Raw genomic sequence first — 18064 nt, 5'->3', positions numbered from 1 at the left:
AAGGATACATTTACCGGTTCAGGAGGATGGTGTGGAAAACTTCCGGTATACTCCGGCCACCCTCTGGCAAGGAGTTTTCTGATGTACGGCGTTGTTCGAAACCTGCTTTTCCGGCTGCCCCCGGAAACCGCTCACAATGTGACACTTAATAGCCTGGATGTAGCCCATAAACTGGGTATGTTGAATGTATTTTCAAAGCATCCTGCACCTTGTCCGGTCAATGTCATGGGGCTGGAATTTCCGAACCCGGTCGGGCTGGCCGCAGGTCTCGACAAAAATGCCGACCATCTTGATGCCCTGGGTGCGCTGGGCTTCGGTTTTATTGAAGTGGGCACGGTTACGCCCCTGGCCCAGCCGGGTAATCCTCAACCCCGTATGTTCCGTTTGCCGGAACACCAGGCCATCATCAACCGCATGGGCTTTAATAACGAAGGGCTGGAGCACCTGGTTCACAAGGTTCAGCACCGTCGTTACCGGGGTGTATTAGGCATTAATGTGGGCAAGAACAAAGACACCCCCAACGAAGACTCCGAGCTGGATTACCGCAAGGGGATTGCAGCGGTCTATGGACACGCCGACTACATTACGGTGAATGTGTCTTCGCCGAATACGCCGGGCCTGCGGGACCTGCAATTTGGTGACTCCCTCAAGCAGTTGCTGCATGCCATCAAAGACGAGCAGACCAGGTGCCACCAGGCCCTGGGCCGCTATGTGCCCGTTGCTGTCAAAATTGCGCCGGATATGGACGATGACGGTATTCGTTTTGTGGCTAGCGCGCTGCTCGAGGCGGGCCTGGATGGCGTGATTGCCACCAATACCACGATCAGCCGTGAGGCAGTGCGCGGCCACCAGCACGAACAGGAAGCGGGTGGTTTGAGCGGTGCCCCGGTGCGCGAGGCCTCCCTGAGGGTGATTCAGGGTTTGTATGCCGAGCTGGGTGAGCGGTTGCCCATTATCGGCGTGGGCGGCATTACTGATGGCGAGAGCGCAGCAGAGAAAATCCGGGCAGGGGCGAAACTGGTACAGATCTACACAGGCTTCATCTATAAAGGCCCTGCGCTGATTAACGAAGCGGTAGAAGCGATCAGGAAAGAACAGCAAAAACGGTGAGGCCAGAAAGAAGGTGGGCCCGCTGAGCGGGCCCTTGCGGGGGATGAACCCCGTAGCGCTTCTTCGCATGGTACGGGGCGGGAGGCCCCGTTTTGGTTGCTCTGGTTACTGCTTTGATTGTTGTGTTGGTGTGTGAAAAAAACAGATCAGGGTTAAACGGGGTCTGCCAACACCGCAGTTACGTGGCGGTTACGTTGGCAAGCTTGTGGATGCCGGATACGCCGGTCATGCCCTCCCAGTTATCTGTGCGGCCTTCGCGCCACCCGTTCAGCCATTCCTGACGTACTTCTGGCTGATCAATGGGGCAGCTGTCTTTGGATTTGCCGGACACGCCAGCGAGATAACCCCGCTTGAATGCACGAGCGTACATGTCTCTCTTCTGTCTTTTCATGCCGTTCCTCACTGATGGATTAACAGAACAAGCGTGTACACATCTGCAGTGACCGTGGCATGGGTACCCAGTCCGGGATATCCCCCTATTGCCAGCTCGGGCCAGAGCAGTCAGGATCCTGTTAACGGAAGCACTTTCTACTGGCTTCCGGAACGACGCGTCATGTACAAGGTAAGACGAACCTTGAGCGGAAGTACACTACTTATTTCATCTATGTGAACCCTTTCTTATAGGTTTATTGCATATCGATGACAGGCCGAAATCGGGTTTTGCTGCCAATCCGGCGGCTTACCGGCTTCATCAGGAAAACCAGGAGTTTATTTTGTCCAAACATGTATTTTTCGTAACCTGCCCGAAGGGCGTTGAGTATCTCCTGGCTGATGAACTGGAAAGTTTTGGTCTGGCACAGGTGCGTAATGCGCCGGCGGGAGTCTGGGTAGAGGGCACGCTGGAGTCGGGCTACCGTGCCTGCCTGTGGTCGCGCCTGGCCAACCGGGTAATGCTGCACATCGCCGAGGTAGACGCCCGCAGTGCCGAGGAACTGTACGAAGGCGTGGTGTCGCTGGACTGGCAGGCCCATATCCCTGCGTCTGGCAGTTTCCGCGTGACCTTCCTGGGCCAGAATGAAGAAATCCGTAACACCCAGTTTGGTGCCCAGAAAGTTAAAGACGGTATCGTTGACAGCATCCGCGGCGCCGGCATGCCACGGCCGTCCGTCGCTCCGAAAGACCCGGACGTGACCATTTCTGCTCGCCTGAACCGGGGCCGGTTGGCGGTGGGGCTCGACCTCAGTGGCCACAGCCTGCACATGAGGGGCTATCGCACGGAGAAAGGCCTGGCACCCCTGAAGGAAAACCTGGCGGCCGCCTTGCTGATGCGTTCCGGCTGGCCGGACATTGCCGCTGCCGGTGGTGACTTTGTTGACCCCATGTGTGGTTCCGGCACCCTGCTGATTGAAGCCGCTTTGATGGCCCTGGATATCGCTCCGGGCCGCCGGGTCGAGCGTTTCGGGTTCGAAAAATGGCCTGACCATCAGCCGGAACTCTGGCTTGGACTACGCCAGGAAGCGGAGCGCCGCGCCCACGAAGGCAAACAGAAACGGATACCGGCCTTTGCCGGTTTCGACCAGGACAGCCGTGTTATCGATACCGCCCGAAACAACATCCGCCGGGCCGGCCTGGATGACCTTGTGCAGGTTGAGGTTCGGCCGGTTACCGGATTTGAACGGCAGGAAAGCTGGGCCGAACAGGGCCTGGTGCTGACCAACCCTCCATACGGCGAACGCCTGAGCGAGCGCAAAGAACTGGCCGGCCTTTACCAGGCCCTTGGCGAAGTGGTGCTGCGTGAACTGCCCGGCTGGCGCCTGGCCGTGTTTACCGGTGCTCCGGAGTTCGGAAAGTCCATCGGCCTGCGCAGCTTCAAGCAATACAAGCTCTTCAACGGCAAACTGCCGGCACAACTGCTGTTGTTCGAAATCCAGCCCGAAAATGCCCGCACCCCCCGGGACCCTGCAGCGCCGGGCCAGGTGATGCCTCGGATCGCCAATCCCGAGCGGGCAGACATGCTGCGCAACCGCCTGAAGAAAAACCTGAAAACCATCGGCCAGTGGGCCCGGAAACAGAACATTGGCTGCTACCGTCTGTACGATGCGGATATGCCGGAGTATGCCCTGGCTATCGATATCTACGGGGGCAGGGTGCATGTGCAGGAATACCTGGCCCCGAAATCTATAGACGAAAAAGCCGCCAGGGAACGCCTTGCCGAAGCCATGGCGGTCATCCCGGAAGTGCTGGAAGTTGCGCCGGAAAACCTGGTGTGTAAACAACGCCAGCGCCAGACCGGCACCAAACAGTATGAAAAACAGGCTGCAACCGGTGAATACTTCAATGTGCATGAACACGGCTGCACCCTGAAAGTAAACCTGAAAGACTACCTGGACACCGGCCTGTTCCTGGATCACCGACCGGTGCGCTACTGGATACAGCAGCATTCCCGGGGCAAACGCTTCCTGAACCTGTTCTGCTACACCGGCGCAGCCACCGTTCACGCAGCCGTTGGCGGTGCCAGCCGGTCCCTGAGCCTGGATATGTCCAAAACCTACGTTAGCTGGGCGCAGGACAACCTGGCCCTGAACCGGGCAGACGCCCGCAAGTACGTAGTGGAACAGGCCGACTGCCTGGCCTGGCTGGCCGACCGCAAAACCGCCAACCAGACCTTCGACCTGATCTTCATGGACCCGCCCACCTTCTCGAACTCCGCCAGAATGGCCGGCGTTCTCGACATCCAGCGGGATCACGGCGCCATGGTTCGGCAGTGTATGGAGCGGTTATCCAGTGATGGCTTACTGATCTTCTCCAACAACTTCCGGAAATTTAAGCTCGATGAAGATCTGGAGCAGGAGTTCGAAGTAAAAGAGGTTACGGCGAGCACGCTGGACAAGGATTTCCAGCGGAATCAGAAGATTCACCGCTGCTGGCATATCCAACATAAACTTACTGATTAAGCGTCAGTTTAGTGGCGGCCTGCACCGGAAACGGGCCGCCAACTCAGAACTCGAAACGAATACCAGAAGAAAACTGGAAAGCATTGGCACTGGTATCGGTATCTTTGAACAGCTTGCCACCTTCCAGCACCAGGTACGTGCTATCCAGCAGTTCAAAATCGATACCGGCAAGCCAGCTGAAGCTGAAACTGCTTGAAGGGTAATCTCCCACGTAATCCCGGAACTGCCCGTTGGCATCGGCGTCCGGGTTGTCCAGTGTTGCCTCACCGCTCACGTGGGTGAAACCTGCCTGCGCATAGACGTTACCAAGCTCACCAATCGGGTAATGCAGCCCCATATACCAGCTGCCAAAGTAGTCGATCGCCAGGCTCAGGTCACCTCGGGAGATCTCGGCATCCTTGTAGCCACCGCCCAGGCGGATTTCAGCGTGGATCAGGTCATTCAGGTGGCCACCGATCACCAGCGTACCCGCCTGGCCCCAGCCGTCTTCCTTGGAAATGCCGATGGAGCGATGTTCCAGTGCCGTGGCCAGTAATCCGATGTAGTGTTTGTCCGAGCGGGGAGTTTCTGACGCGGCACCTTCCTGGGCGCATACAACCGGCGGGAATAAAACCGCGGTCACGAGGCTGGCGCAAAGCAGGGGCGATGTGATTTTTTTCATTATGGTCCGGCGTCCTGTCGTCATGGATACTGACGCCAGATTCTGCCTTGTGTAACGGGTTGTTACGCAGACGCCGGTCACACTTCCCCGCCTGAAGGCCGGTTTTACAGGTCGTCCAGCAGGCCTTCTTCCTGGGCCAGCAGGAGCAGGGCATAGACGCCGTTTTCCGGGAGCTGTGGTTCAAGGCCTTCATCGAACAACAGCTGGCGCCGGCGGTCCTCGATGGCTTCGCTGTCCAGGCCGGTGATCAGTTCGGAAACAGGGGCGACTTCAAAGGGGGCATCCTGGCTTACGGCGCTGAAAATCAGGTCGACCAGGATTTCATCCGGGTCTATGCCGTCTACGTAAACTGTCTGGTCCGGCAGGTCCTGGTGCAGCTCTTGTACCAGTTCCAGTAGCGGCACACCCTGTTCTTCCAGGTACAGCAGATCGATATCCCCCAGACCCCCGTCTTCCGGAAGCCAGGATTCTTCCGGCGTGATCACCACGGTTTTCATCTGGCCATCTGCCAGCGACCAGGCAATGGCAACGGGAAACAGGGCGTCTTCGGTCTGGCAGTATTCGATGTCCAGAAAGCGGGGTATCGACACGGGCGACTCCGGTAAATATTGTTGGGTGAGTATAGTCACTGACGGCGCGCGCTGTAGGAGCATTGCCGGCTTCGTGCCATACTGTAGCGGCCATTATCATGCAATCAGGAAGATCATGGAACACACTGAATTTAATAATGACTTGATTGAATTTCTGAACGCCTCACCCACGCCCTGGCATGCCGTGAATACCATGAAAACCCGCCTCGATGCCGCAGGTTTCCAGCAACTGGATGAACGTGAAGAGTGGGCGCTGGAGCAGGGCAAAGGCTACTACGCCATTCGCAACGGCTCATCCATTATTGCCTTCCGTACCGGAAAGAACGACGTGGTCAGCTCCGGTGTACGTATGGTCGGTGCCCACACCGACAGCCCCTGCCTGAAGGTAAAGCCGACACCGGAAATCCGCCGCAAAGGTTTCTTCCAGCTCGGGGTAGAAGTCTATGGCGGTGTGTTGCTGAACCCCTGGTTTGACCGGGACCTGTCCCTGGCCGGCCGGGTAACCGTGCTGGATGAGTCCGGCAAGGTGCAGGACACCCTGGTGAACTTCCGTAAGCCTGTGGCCATTATCCCCAGCCTGGCCATTCACCTGGACAGGGAGGCCAACAGCAATCGTTCGGTCAATGCCCAGGCTGACCTGCCACCGGTCGTCATGCAGGTGCCAGAGACGGATACCACGGCTTTTACCGACCTGTTGCGGGAGCAGATTGCCAGTGAATCCGGCCTGAAAGTCCGCAAGGTGCTGGGTTATGAGCTGAGCTTCTATGACGCCCAGGGCGCTTCCTATGTTGGCCTGCGGGAAGAGTTCCTGGCCTCTGCGCGGCTGGACAACCTTCTGAGCTGTTACATCGGCCTGAAGGCGTTGCTGGAGACGTCCGGAGACCAGGCGGCCTTGCTGGTATGCAACGACCACGAAGAAGTGGGCAGCATGTCGGCCGAAGGCGCTCAGGGGCCATTCCTCGGTTCCGTGCTGGAGCGCTGGTGTGGTGCCGGCAAGGGCAGGGCCATCGCCCGTTCCATGATGATCTCGGCCGACAACGCCCACGGCGTGCATCCTAACTTTATGGACAAGCACGATGAGAACCATGGTCCGATCCTGAACCAGGGCCCGGTGATCAAGGTTAACCACAACCAGCGTTACGCCACCAACAGCCGCTCAGCTGCGTTGTATCGTCATATCAGTGACGAACTCGGCCTGCCGCACCAGACCTTTGTGGTGCGCAGTGACATGGGCTGTGGCAGCACCATCGGCCCGCTGACTGCCGGCAATCTGGGGGTAACGACCCTGGATATCGGTGTGCCGCAATTTGCCATGCATTCCATTCGGGAACTCATTGGTACCCAGGACGGTTATACCCTGTACCAGGTGTTGAAGGAATTCATGCAGCGGGAAGAAGTATTCTGAGACAGAAAGTAAAAAGCCGCTGATTGAAACAATCAGCGGCTTTTCGGAATAAGTGGCTCCCCGACCTGGGCTCGAACCAGGGACAAACGGATTAACAGTCCGTTGCTCTACCAACTGAGCTATCGGGGAACATCATCAACGTGGCGCGCATATTAAGCGCTTTGATCAGGTTCGTCAACCCTCTGAAATGAAAGGTCAAAATTTGCACAGAAGTGCCAAAAGCCGTTATCGCCCACCGGTCTGGCTGCGTAACGGACACGTGCAGTCCATCTGGCCCACGCTGTTCCGCAAGGTACAGATGCCGGAGCCACAAACCGAAGTGATCAGCACCCCGGATGACGACCAGCTCCACCTGGACTGGTACCGCCAGGACAGCAACCGTCTGGCTATTATTTCCCACGGACTGGAAGGCCACAGCCGGCGCCCCTATGTATTGGGCCTGGCCCGGGCTCTGATGGCGGCTGGCTGGGATGTGCTGGCCTGGAACTTCCGCTCCTGCGGAGGCGTGATGAACCGTCAGCCGCGGTTTTACCACAGCGGTGCTACGGAAGACCTGGAAATCGTGATCAACCACGCCCTGGGCAAAAGCTACCAGAACCTGTTCCTGAGTGGTTTCAGTATGGGCGGCAACCTGACGCTCCTGTATCTGGGCCAGCAGGGTGAACAGGTAGACAGCCGCATCAGTGGTGCGGTGGTCTATTCAGTCCCGGCAGATCTCGCCGGCAGCGCCGACATGCTCGCCTTGCCCAGTCGCAAGATCTACATGCAGCGATTTTTGAACGATCTGCATGGGAAAATGCAGGAAAAATCGGAATTATTCCCTGATCTGATCGATGTGAGTGGTTTCAGGGATATCCGTAACTTCCATGAATTCGATAACCGCTACACCGCCCCCCTGCATGGTTTCAAAGATGCGCAGGACTACTGGGAGAATTGCTCGGCCCTGTTCCGGCTGAAAGATATCCGTGTACCTTCGCTGATGATCAACGCCGCAGACGACCCTTTCCTGTCTCCGGCCTGTTTCCCGGATTCAAAGAAAGTGCTGGGTTCCTATGTGAAGCTGGAAGTGCCCAAGTGGGGAGGGCACGTGGGCTTTGTGGAGCATGCGAAGGACGGTTACTACTGGTCAGAGCGACGGGCGTTAATGTTTGTTGGAAGTTAATCGGCAACCAGGGGTTCCAGCCGCGGCCAGATATTGTCCAGCAACAAAGGCTGGGCCTCCTCGGTAGGGTGAATGCCATCGCCCTGCATTAATCCGTCCTGGTCGTAGATTCCGTCAAGGAAAAACGGAACCAAAGGGACCCCGTAACGGTCAGACAGGGTCGGGAACAGATCGGCAAACATCCGGGTATAGCGCTGGCCGTAGTTTGGCGGAATCTGCATTCCCACCAACAACGGAACCGCGCCGGAATCCTGTGCCAGCTCAATCATCCCGGCCAGGTTGGACTCGATCACGTTTGGCGGAAACCCCCGGAGGCCATCGTTACCACCCAGCTCGATCACTACGATATCCGGATCATTCTTCTCCAGCAGCCCCGGCAGGCGACGAAGGCCGCCGTCTGTGGTTTCGCCGCTGATGCTGGCATTCACGACCTGCCAGTCCAGCCCTTGTCCGGACAGCCTTTCCCTGAGCAGCTCTACCCACGCGGTTTCAGAGGGTACGCCGTAGGCGGCACTGATGCTGTCGCCGACCACCAGAAGGGTGTTCTGGCTGGCCAGAACCGGCAGCGACACCATGGCAAACGCTGCGATGACCAATGATCTGACGAACGTGGATATCGTATGCATAGTAAAGTCGTATACCCTTAAACAATTCATGAACATCCAGAACCAGACAACGGAGCAACCGTGAACCAGATGACGGATCTCAGTAAAACCGATACCAGCCCGATGCTGCGCGTAACAGAGCTGACCCACAAGGTCAGCCTGGAAGCTGATACGTTGACGATCTTGCAGGGGGTCAATCTGGAAATCAATCGGGGAGAGTCCGTAGCCATTGTTGGCCGCTCCGGTTCCGGCAAAACCACGTTACTTGGATTGCTGGCGGGCCTGGATACCCCCAGCGAAGGCAAGGTCGAGCTGGACGGCTCTGAAATCAGCCGTCTGAGCGAGGACGAACGCGCCAGGCTGCGGGCCCGGCGGGTGGGCTTCGTGTTCCAGTCGTTCCAGCTGTTGCCGGCCCTGAGTGCCCTGGAAAATGTCATGCTGCCGCTGGAGCTTGCCGGCATCGAAGCGCCGGAGAAACGGGCCCGGGAACTGCTGGAACGGGTTGGCCTGGGTGAGCGGCTGAGCCACACGCCCCGGCAGCTCTCCGGCGGCGAGCAGCAGCGGGTGGCGATTGCCCGGGCGTTTGCTTCCGACCCGGTGATCCTGTTTGCCGATGAACCGACCGGTAACCTCGACAACCGCACCGGCCAGGCAGTGTCCGACCTGCTGATGGACCTTAACCGGGAGCAGGGCACTACACTGGTGATGGTCACCCACGATGACCGCCTGGCGGCCCGCTGTGGCCGGCAACTGCATATTGAAGCGGGTGTGCTCACCGAGCCGGAGCTGGTAGATGAGGTGTCTGGCTGATGGCAGCATCACAGAAGCTCATGTCCGTAAGCCGGGACTGGCGCGAACGGGACGTTCGGGTGGTCCTGGTTGCCCTGATTATCGCCGTGGCCACGGTGGCCACCATCGCCCTGTTTGCCAGCCAGTTGCAGCGCACTCTGGTATCTTCGGCCAGCTCCTTCCTGGCGGCTGATCGCCAGCTGGAAGCGGAAAACGGCCGGCCGGTGCCGGCAGGCTGGATTGAGGAAGCGCGTGATCGCGACATCGAAACCGGCCAGATGATCGAATTTTCCACCATGGTGTTCGGTGAAAGCGGTTTTCAGCTGGTGTCGGTAAAGGCGGTCAGCGACGAATATCCGCTGCGCGGTGACATTGAAGTGCAATCCCGTGCCGAGGGTACTCGCTCAATTGTGGGGTCTGGCCCCGCCAAAGGCGAGATCTGGATCAACCCGCGCCTGCTGCGTTTGCTGGAGCTGGACGTTGGCGACACGCTGGAAGTCGGCAACCTGAAACTTGAGATCTCAAACCTGCTGTTACGTGAGCCCGATGGCGGTTTCCGGCTTTCATCGCTGGCGCCCCGGGTGATGATGCACGTAGACGATGTTCCGGCTACCGGGGTGCTTCAGGAAGGCAGTCGGGTGGAATACATCTATCTGTTTGCCGGTGCCGAAAACCTGTTAAACGATTACTACCAGTGGCTGGAGCCGCAACTGGGGCCGAGCCATGAATGGGAAGGCGTGAGGGATGGCGAAACCTTCTCCCGCTCCCTTGAGCGGGCCGAACGCTTCCTGCTGCTTGGCGGCAGCCTGGCGGTTCTGCTGGCAGTGGTGGCGGTTGCCGTGGCCAGTCGCCAGTACGCATTGTCGCAACGGGACACAGTGGCACTGCTGAAGACGCTGGGGCTTACCGGTAAGGGCATCGGCCGGTTGTACCTTCGCCGCCTGGCATTGTGGGGCGTGGCGGGCATTATTGGCGGGCTGGTGCTGGCACTGCCGCTGTTCTGGCTGCTGGCCAGGATGCTTGGCAGTGTGCTGGAGCGCCCGGTTGATATTTATCTCGACCCCGCCGCCCTGGCGCCGGCGCTGCTGACCGCGCTGGTATCCTTGTTCGCCTTCGCGTACCCGCCGGTTCGCCGCCTGCGCAAGGTGCCGGCTATGCGGGTGCTGCGCTCCCAGCCCGGGGAAACCGGCCGGGAAGCCATTCCGGATCTGATCATCGCCGTGCTGGCCATCTTCGGGCTGGTGTGGATGTATGCCGGCGAACTGGCCCTGGTGGCATCGCTGCTGGGCGGGCTGGTGTTATTGCTGGCAGTGCTGGGGCTGGTGGGCTGGTTGATGGTCTCGGTGCTGCGCAAAGTGCGCGGTGGTGGCAACGCCTGGCGTCTGGCCCTTGTTGGCCTTTACCGGCACCGGCAGGCCAGCATGGCGCAAATGGCGGTCTTTGCCATGACCCTGATGCTGGCGGCGACATTGGTGCTGGTCCGTTCGTCCCTGCTGGACGACTGGCAGGCCCAGCTTCCGGACGATGCGCCCAATCACTTCCTGATTAACATAGCGCCGGACACGGTAGATGAGGTTGATGACTATTGGGCGCAGCAGGGATCGCCCCTGGACACCGTCTACCCCATGGTGCGTGGCCGTTTGACCGAACTGAACGACCAGCCTGTGAAAGAGGCGGTCAGTAAGGATGAGCGAATCAACGCGCTTAATCGGGAGCTGAACCTGACCTGGATGGAAGACCTGCCCGAAGACAACCGGATTGTGGAAGGCGAGTGGTTTGCTGGGGGCGTAACCGAGGGGGTCTCGGTGGAAGCCGAGCTGGCGGAGAGGCTGGGGCTGGAACTTGGCGACCGGCTGACCTTTACCATAGGCTCTGAACAGGTCACCGAGCCGGTCGTCAGTATCCGTACCGTGCAGTGGGACAGCATGAAGCCGAATTTCTACATTGCCTTTCCCCCAGACGGCGGCCTGACCGACATGCCGGCTACCTGGATTACCAGTTTCCATCTGGGGGCCAGCAACAAGGTGGCCCTGAACGAATTTTCACGCCGTTTTCCCACCGTGTCGGTGCTGGAGATCGATCACATTATCGAGCGCATCCAGGATATCGTCCGCCAGGTCACCCAGGCCATTGAAGCCATTCTGGCGCTGATTCTTGCGGCGGCACTGGTGGTGATGGCGGCGGTCGTCAGCGCGACCTTGCGGGACCGTCAACGTGAAGGCGCCCTGTTGCGAACGCTGGGCGGTCAACAATCTCTGCTGGTGCGCAGTACCATGCTCGAGTTTGCCTTGCTTGGGTTCGTTGCCGGGATATTGGGCGTGCTGGCGGCGGAAGCGGCGGTTTATGCCTTGCAGGTGAGAATGTTTGAGGGCAGTTTTCAGTGGCATTGGGAAGTGATGCTGCCGGTGCCATTGATCAGCGCGTTGCTGCTGGCCCTGTTTGGCCGCTGGCAGTTGCGGCCGGTACTCAGCGTGTCACCCATGCTGTTGCTGCGCCGGCTCGAGTGAGCCGGCAATGACGGCGTTTTAGCGGTAATTGGCGAGAATGGCGTCCAGTTCGCCATTCTCGCGAATCAGTTCCAGTTCCCGGTTGAAGGATTCGGCGAAGTCCGTCCAGTCAGGCCGCAACATCAGCCGGAATCCGTACTGGCTGATGGCTTTGTCCGAGCTTCTGAACTCATCCGCCATGCCTTCATTTCTCAGTATCCACTTGCCCAGCAGGCGATCTGCCAGCGCAGTATCGAATCGGTCGCCGTGTTGTAGGAAACGGAACATGTCGCGGTCACGGGAAACGTCAAAGCGCCGGATACGCTGGTCTTCGAAATAGGGGGTCAGGGTGGGATAGAGGTAGCCCAGGTGAGTTACCACGGTTTTCCCGAAAAGGTCGCTGGGATGTTCGAAATCCAGGTCTGAAACTTCAGGAAAGAAAAACACTTCTTCCACATTCACAACAGGATCCGTGAACAGAAACTTTTCCGGTTCTTCGGTCCATTCGATGGCTCTGAGCGTGCCATCGATGTACCCGTCTTCCAGCATCTGGTCTACCCGTTTGCGCGGTATCTTTCGTGGCTCGACCTGGTAGCCGAGCCGCGGAACGATCAGTTCCACCACATCCCACATGATACCGGCAGGCTCTGAGTCCTGGACGATCAGGTATGGAGGGTAGCCGTTAGGGGATACGTTGAAGTGGAAAACCCCCGGGCCGGTTTCTCCGCTATGGGCTGCCATGGAAAAGCAGCCTGCGGTTATCAGCCCCGAGAGTGTCCGGAAACCAATACTCTTGAGGTGTTGGATCAGTTTAGTCATCGCAAGAAACTCTGGTGGAAGCGGCCTATGCTTTGAAAATGCACTTATCCGGCCAACTCCCTGCCAGTGCGCTTGCCAAATATTACCGTTTTATCCGTTTGTTTCAATGATTTTGAGTCCGTGTTCAGGCCCAGGCCCGGCGGAGAACGCTCAATGCGTCCTCGAGGGTCACCTCTCTGGGGTTGAACATGATGGAGCCGTCGTCCAGTGCCTGGCGGGCAATCGCCTCCATTTGGGTTTCCAGTACCTTGCCGGTTTCCTTCAGGGTACGGGGCAACTCACAGCGCTTGTGCAGGGCATCACGAAGCTTGCGGATGGCGGAGATGCTGGCTTCGGCACGGCGGGAAGCCGGAGTGGCAGAATAGACCTCCGGGCCTTCCAGATACAGCAGCAATTCGCCCAGAGACTCACGGATGCTTTCAAGGTTGAACTCCAGCACGTACGGCAGGTACAAGCTCATGCACAGGCCGTGAGGCAGATGGCAGATGGCACCGGTGGCGTGCCCCAGGGAGTGCACCAGCCCTACCATGGAGTTGGAGAAGGCGATACCGGCCATGGTTGAGGCCTGTGCCAGCTCTAACCGGCCGTCCTGGTCTTTCGGGTTGTCCATCACCGCCAGCAGGGACTGGCTGATTTTCTTGATGGCGGCGGTGGCGTAGGCATCGCTTAACGGATTCTTGGCCATGCAAGTGAAGGCTTCAACGGCATGGGTAAGGGCGTCCATGCCGGTGGCGGCGGTAATGTGCGGCGGCAGCGTCAGGGTCATGCGCGGGTCTATAATCGCGGCATTCGGCAGCAGGAAGCTGGAGGTGAACGGCAGCTTGACGCCTTTCTTTTCGTCGGTAATGACCGCCACCGAGGTAACCTCGGAGCCCGTGCCGGCAGTTGTGGGTATTACGAAAAAGGGCTTGAGCGGATGTTTGAGCACGCCCGCGCCGGTGTACCTGGCAATGTCATCGCCACCCTCGGACACCAGGATGTTGACAGCCTTTCCGGTATCGATGGCGGATCCGCCACCGACGGCAATGATGGAGTCGCATTTTTCCTTGCGATAAACAGCGGCAATGTCCCGTACCACGGTCGTGGAGGAATCCGGCGGCACATCGTCATAGATAGAGACAATCTCCAGCCCGCTCTCTTCACAGGCTGCAATCACCAGATCCAGCAGGCCGGCGGCCCGCACACCCTTGTCAGTAATAATCATTGGCCGCTTGGCAGCAAGTCCGGTCAGTTCGTACGGAATATGTTCCAGGGCGGCTTTACCGGCAATCACTTTTACCGGGCAGAAGAACTCGTAGTATTTGTTAGTCATTATGCTCTCACTGTCTCGACAAATTGGGTGGCAACTTTCAGGTAGATGCGGGCTGAGCTCATGAGCTTCTCCGGCAGGTGGAGGTCTGCGGGGTATTCCTTGACGGCCCGCTGTGCCACCAGTTTCGGAAGGATGAACGACTCAAGGCGGTTCAGCACCCGGGTCATACGCACGGCGTAGCTGACATCGCCATCTACCAGCATGCGGTCGTTGGCGAAGGCAACGGAGGTTTTCTCCTGGAACGACAACACCAGGAACGCGTGGGCCATGTGTTTGAACTGGATAGACAGGTCTACGGGGCGCGGGGCGGTGTCACCGTGAAAGTGTAATTTGCCGTCGCCGGTGTGTTCCACAATCAGTTTCGGCCCGTTGGGCATAACCTGCATCTCGAACAGAAAACCTTCGGGCAGGGCGCGGACTTCTTCGCGGGTGGGTTCGTCTACGTCACTGATCGCCTGCAGTGCCCGGCCCATTACCTGGAACATCAGTTCCACATAATTACGCCTGGCCTGAAACATCATCGGTTGGAGTCGCTTGAGGAGCATGTTCGCAATCCGGTTGTTGTTGGTTTTAGTGATTTTTAGAGTTATTGCTCTAGAAGTCAATGCATTCAGTGACACGAACTCCGCGTCAGGCTGGCAAATTGACCGGGCACAAAAAAACCGGAGGCTTGTGGCCTCCGGTTCCCGGGCTTGCGGCGTGGCCGTCAGTTGGTCATGGCGGCGAGTTTGCGCTTGGCTTCCTCGCCCACATCACCACCGGCTTCGGCAGCGGCTGAATAGTATTGCACCGCCTCATCCCTACGCCCTTGCTGTCTGGAAATATCGCCCAGCCGCAGGTAGGCGATAGAGGTGGGCACCACCTGATTCGCCCGTTCAAGATGTTCGCGGGCTTTGGTGAGGTTGTTCAGTTGCAGTTCGTTCAGGCCGTTGTAAAGCTGGTACTCGAACATTTCCGGGTACAGCGAAACGGCTTTGTCGAAGTCTGCACGGGCTTTCTCAGCCTGGTCCTGTGCCTTGTAGATGCGGCCACGCAGGGCGTAGAACATGGCTTCACGGGGTTCTGCCTTGATGGCCTGGTTTACCGAAGCCAGGGCGGCATCGTAATCCTCCTCAGACGCCAGTTTCATGGCTTTGTCGTGGGCATCGTAGGCGGGTTGAAGTTGCCTGATTTTGGCAATTCGGCGCTGGTACACGTCCCGGCCCCGGTAGCCGCCCCCACCGAGTTTCTGCACCAGTTGCTGGTTCGCCTCTACCCGACGGGCGGAGGGCGGGTGGCTGGCAAACAGGCCGCTCAGCCAGTTGCTCTCCCGGCCTTCAGAAAGTTGCAGGAAAATTTCCTGGAGTTCCACGGCTGCCTGGGGATCATAGCCTGCGGCTTTCATGTATTCGATGCCATAGGCATCCGATTCCAGTTCGTCGCCCTGGCTGTACCGTGCCAGCGCCAGCTGTGCCCCAACGGCGGCGCCTCCCATAATCAGGCTTGCCCACTCGTTGTCAGAGACCGCAATGCCGATCCCCGCCATGCCTGCACTGATGAGCATGCCTTGCTGCATACGCTGAACGCTGTGGCGGGCCGCAGCGTGGACAATTTCATGGCCCAGTACCGAGGCCAGCTGGGCTTCGTCTTCAAGCTTAACCAACAGCCCCCGGTTGATGGCAATCTTGCCCCCCGGCAGGGCCCAGGCGTTGGGCACACTGTTGTTCAGCACCACGAAATCGTAGGGGAGGTCCGGACGATCACTGACTTGCGCCATTTTCATGCCGACTTCCCGAACGTACACCGTCAGCTCAGGGTCAATGTAGAACTGACCGCCCTGGGTTTGTTGGGTAGGGGTGTACTGTTCTGCGCCCAGAGCGAGTTCTTCGCTTTCCGAGATCAGGGACAGCTGCTTCTTGCCGGTCACCGGATTCACGGCGCAGCCCGCCAGGGCAAACAGCAGAGAAAGAACGACACACAAACGGGCGAGAGGTCCGGGATTCACGTTTTACTCCTTGATGGGTCAGTAACCAACGTCCTGTTCAGGGGCCGGCCATTCATGATGCTGTTTTTATAGCACAGCCAGGCGGTGGTTTCCTCGCCTGTACTGGCGGGGATGTGGCCGGGCCACCAGCCTTGGCGTATCATATCAGCACATTAAATAATCACCGAAATTGGCCCGGATACCCCTACCTGTGACAACGCATTACCTGGATTTTCTGGCACTGATCTGGTTTCTGGCTTGCTGGGGTGGCTATACCTGGTACTCCCGCAACCGGGCGGATTCACGGGCTTGCCTTTCCAATACCCTGGACTTGTACCGGGAAGACTGGATGCGGGTGATGCTCAAGCGCGAGAACCGTATCTCGGATGCTTCTGTGGTGGGTAACCTTGAGCGCAACGGTGCGTTCTTTGCCTCCAGCTGCCTGCTGATCCTTGCGGGTATCATCACGGCACTGGGGTACACCAGTGAAGCCATGGAAGTGTTCGCTACCATGCCGTTCGGCGTAGTGCCTTCCCGGGAAATCTGGGAGTTGCGGCTGATGGTGCTTATGGTGGTGTTTGTCTATGCCTTCTTTAAATTCACCTGGTCGATGCGCATGTACAACTTCGTGGCGGTGATGATCGGCAGCGCCCCCATGCCCGACGACAGCAAAACCAGCCCGGCGGCGAGGGAGGCCTTTGCCCGCAGTGCCGGCGCCATCTGCAACCAGGCGGGCGATACCTTTAACCTTGGCCTGCGTTCCTATTACTATGCGCTCGCCGTGGTGGCCTGGTTCATACACCCGCTGGCCCTGATTGCGGCGGCGACGCTGGTGGTATACGTGCTCTACCGCAGGGAATTCCACTCTGATGCGCTGGCATCCTTGCGTGCCGGCAAAGTATTTGAAGAAGCCACCCCCGCCGGCACGGGTGACGATGAAAAAACGAAAAACTGACCTGCAGGATTTTCCTGAATGAATGACGAAACCCGAATTAACCGGGTGAACCGGTTTGTGAACACGCTCAACCAGGCCCGGGAGCTGGGCCTGGCCGCACGGGAAGCGGGTGAGGGCTACCTGGTCATGGAACTGCCCTACAGCGACAAAATCATCGGCAACCCGGACACCGGCGTGATCCACGGTGGCGCCATCACCACCCTGATGGACACCACCTCCGGCTCGGTGATGATCTGCGCACTGGATGAATTCGAACTCTGCCCGACCCTGGACTTGCGGGTAGATTACATGCGCCCGGCAGAACCCCATAAACCGGTCTTCGCCCGGGCCGAAACCTACAAGATCACCAAGAACATCATCTTCACCCGCTGCGAAGCCTACCAGGAAGGCGGCGAAACCATCGCCAACTGCGTGGGCACCTTCATGCGCATCGGCAAAGAAGCTACGCCCAAAAGCTATCGCGACCTGATCACCGGAGGCGCTGAATGACTGACCCGGAAATCCTCAAGCACACCCGGGAAAGCGGCGACTTCTCCAGAATGCTCGACGCCGTACCCTACGCCAAGTGGATCGGCCTGCAGTGCGAGCGCTTCGGTGACGACCTGATTTTCCGCTTGCCCAAGAAAGAAGAAAACCTCGGCAACCCCATCCTGCCCGCCATCCACGGTGGCGTGATTGGCGGCTTCATGGAAATGTCTGCCGCGATCTACCTGATGATGTCCCAGGACACTTTCAGAATGCCGAGAATCGTTGACTTCTCCCTAGACTACCTGCGCGCCGGCCTCAACCGAGAAACCTACGCCGAATGCCGCCTGACCCGCCAGGGCAACCGCGTAGCCAACGTAACGATCACCGCCTGGCAAAAATCCCGCTCCCAGCCCATAGCCACGGCCCGCGCGCACTTCCTTCTCGAAGACTGAATTGGTTCTGGCCGGGGTTGAAATGCCCCGGTCGACCCCCATCTCTGGTTCAAGTTCTGGCCTCGGTGCAGGTAAGCGTGTGGGGGTGCCCTTCCGAAACACGCTGTGAATACGTCCGTGTACGCTCGGCTCCGCCATCCATGGCTCCGCACGGTTTCGGAAGGGCACCCCCACACGCTTGCCCAGACTCCGTGCAAAGCCGGCCTAACTGAGAAGTCCGGTGGTGTGGTCAGGTAGTCCTTTCCAAAACTGTGCGGAGCCATGGATGGCGGAGCAGAAGCGCCACATGGATGATGGGATGAACACCTCTTGTTGAGATCGGCGTCAAAGCGCCACTATTAGATGTGCAAAATCAATAGGTCAACAACAAGAGGTGTTCAGATGAACGTTACC

General features: G+C 58.5%; 17 protein-coding genes and 1 tRNA gene. 9 read left to right on the top strand and 9 right to left on the bottom strand.

What is annotated here, in order from left to right:
• Positions 1-81: 81 nt before the first annotated feature.
• Positions 82-1110: a quinone-dependent dihydroorotate dehydrogenase gene (locus AC13DJ_RS01825; protein ID WP_474540092.1), complete on the top strand. Its 1029-nt coding sequence runs from the start codon at positions 82-84 to the stop codon at positions 1108-1110.
• Positions 1111-1288: 178 nt separating this feature from the next.
• On the opposite strand, the gene rmf is transcribed toward AC13DJ_RS01825, so the two are convergent.
• Positions 1289-1501, bottom strand: coding sequence for a ribosome modulation factor (gene rmf, locus AC13DJ_RS01820; protein ID WP_036219531.1), 213 nt, complete (start codon positions 1499-1501; stop codon positions 1289-1291).
• A gap of 322 nt (positions 1502-1823) precedes the next feature.
• Between rmf and rlmKL the strand changes: the two genes are divergently transcribed.
• Positions 1824-4004, top strand: coding sequence for a bifunctional 23S rRNA (guanine(2069)-N(7))-methyltransferase RlmK/23S rRNA (guanine(2445)-N(2))-methyltransferase RlmL (gene rlmKL, locus AC13DJ_RS01815; RefSeq protein ID WP_482934147.1), 2181 nt, complete (start codon positions 1824-1826; stop codon positions 4002-4004).
• A gap of 43 nt (positions 4005-4047) precedes the next feature.
• Here the strand turns inward: rlmKL and AC13DJ_RS01810 are convergent, their stop codons facing one another.
• Together AC13DJ_RS01810 and AC13DJ_RS01805 are read right to left on the bottom strand one after the other, a co-directional pair.
• On the bottom strand, positions 4048-4665 hold the full coding sequence (locus AC13DJ_RS01810) for an outer membrane beta-barrel protein (protein ID WP_022989155.1): 618 nt from the start codon (positions 4663-4665) through the stop codon (positions 4048-4050).
• Between the two features lie 104 nt (positions 4666-4769).
• Positions 4770-5255, bottom strand: a complete 486-nt coding sequence (locus tag AC13DJ_RS01805) for a hypothetical protein (RefSeq protein WP_474540094.1) — start codon at positions 5253-5255, stop codon at positions 4770-4772.
• A 115-nt stretch (positions 5256-5370) separates the two neighbouring features.
• On the opposite strand from AC13DJ_RS01805, the gene AC13DJ_RS01800 reads away from it, so the two are divergent.
• Entirely contained in the window at positions 5371-6660 is a 1290-nt protein-coding gene (locus AC13DJ_RS01800; protein ID WP_482934146.1) for a M18 family aminopeptidase, read from the top strand.
• A gap of 53 nt (positions 6661-6713) precedes the next feature.
• Here AC13DJ_RS01800 and AC13DJ_RS01795 read toward each other — a convergent pair.
• Positions 6714-6789: transfer RNA gene (locus AC13DJ_RS01795), tRNA-Asn, on the bottom strand.
• 73 nt (positions 6790-6862) lie between these two features.
• Between AC13DJ_RS01795 and AC13DJ_RS01790 the strand changes: the two genes are divergently transcribed.
• Positions 6863-7822, top strand: a complete 960-nt coding sequence (locus tag AC13DJ_RS01790) for a YheT family hydrolase (RefSeq protein ID WP_474540096.1) — start codon at positions 6863-6865, stop codon at positions 7820-7822.
• Here the strand turns inward: AC13DJ_RS01790 and AC13DJ_RS01785 are convergent.
• Positions 7819-8448, bottom strand: a complete 630-nt coding sequence (locus AC13DJ_RS01785; protein ID WP_036219534.1) for an arylesterase — start codon at positions 8446-8448, stop codon at positions 7819-7821. The two genes, AC13DJ_RS01790 and AC13DJ_RS01785, sit on opposite strands and share 4 nt — an antisense overlap.
• A 69-nt stretch (positions 8449-8517) precedes the next feature.
• Between AC13DJ_RS01785 and AC13DJ_RS01780 the strand changes: the two genes are divergently transcribed.
• Entirely contained in the window at positions 8518-9237 is a 720-nt protein-coding gene (locus tag AC13DJ_RS01780; RefSeq protein ID WP_474540102.1) for an ABC transporter ATP-binding protein, read from the top strand.
• A complete protein-coding gene (locus AC13DJ_RS01775) occupies positions 9237-11723 on the top strand; it encodes an ABC transporter permease (RefSeq protein ID WP_474543797.1) in 2487 nt (828 codons plus the stop codon). Before AC13DJ_RS01780 ends, AC13DJ_RS01775 begins: the two co-directional genes overlap by 1 nt.
• An 18-nt stretch (positions 11724-11741) precedes the next feature.
• Here the strand turns inward: AC13DJ_RS01775 and AC13DJ_RS01770 are convergent, their stop codons facing one another.
• The 4 genes from AC13DJ_RS01770 to AC13DJ_RS01755 form a co-directional block, all read right to left on the bottom strand.
• Positions 11742-12521, bottom strand: a complete 780-nt coding sequence (locus tag AC13DJ_RS01770) for a substrate-binding periplasmic protein (RefSeq protein ID WP_474540098.1) — start codon at positions 12519-12521, stop codon at positions 11742-11744.
• 124 nt (positions 12522-12645) lie between these two features.
• The gene (locus tag AC13DJ_RS01765; RefSeq protein WP_474540099.1) at positions 12646-13833 is read right to left on the bottom strand and encodes an iron-containing alcohol dehydrogenase; all 1188 of its coding nucleotides are present in this window, start codon (positions 13831-13833) and stop codon (positions 12646-12648) included.
• Positions 13833-14378: a hypothetical protein gene (locus tag AC13DJ_RS01760; protein WP_058340500.1), complete on the bottom strand. Its 546-nt coding sequence runs from the start codon at positions 14376-14378 to the stop codon at positions 13833-13835. The genes AC13DJ_RS01765 and AC13DJ_RS01760 overlap by 1 nt, the downstream gene beginning before the upstream one ends.
• Positions 14379-14539: 161 nt before the next feature.
• Entirely contained in the window at positions 14540-15817 is a 1278-nt protein-coding gene (locus AC13DJ_RS01755; protein ID WP_474540100.1) for a M48 family metalloprotease, read from the bottom strand.
• A gap of 190 nt (positions 15818-16007) precedes the next feature.
• Between AC13DJ_RS01755 and AC13DJ_RS01750 the strand changes: the two genes are divergently transcribed.
• The 3 genes from AC13DJ_RS01750 to AC13DJ_RS01740 are packed head-to-tail and all read left to right on the top strand — an operon-like array spanning position 16008 to position 17671.
• Positions 16008-16751 carry a DUF599 domain-containing protein gene (locus AC13DJ_RS01750; protein WP_288370466.1) on the top strand — a complete coding sequence of 248 codons (744 nt, stop codon included), beginning with the start codon at positions 16008-16010 and terminating at the stop codon, positions 16749-16751.
• Between the two features lie 18 nt (positions 16752-16769).
• Entirely contained in the window at positions 16770-17240 is a 471-nt protein-coding gene (locus AC13DJ_RS01745; protein ID WP_094625029.1) for a PaaI family thioesterase, read from the top strand.
• The gene (locus tag AC13DJ_RS01740) at positions 17237-17671 is read left to right on the top strand and encodes a PaaI family thioesterase (protein WP_482934145.1); all 435 of its coding nucleotides are present in this window, start codon (positions 17237-17239) and stop codon (positions 17669-17671) included. Before AC13DJ_RS01745 ends, AC13DJ_RS01740 begins: the two co-directional genes overlap by 4 nt.
• The last annotated feature ends 393 nt before the right edge of the window (positions 17672-18064 follow it).

The sequence above is a fragment of the Marinobacter sp. L-46 genome (assembly GCF_056859535.1).
This window is presented reverse-complemented; position numbering and strand designations above follow the sequence as displayed.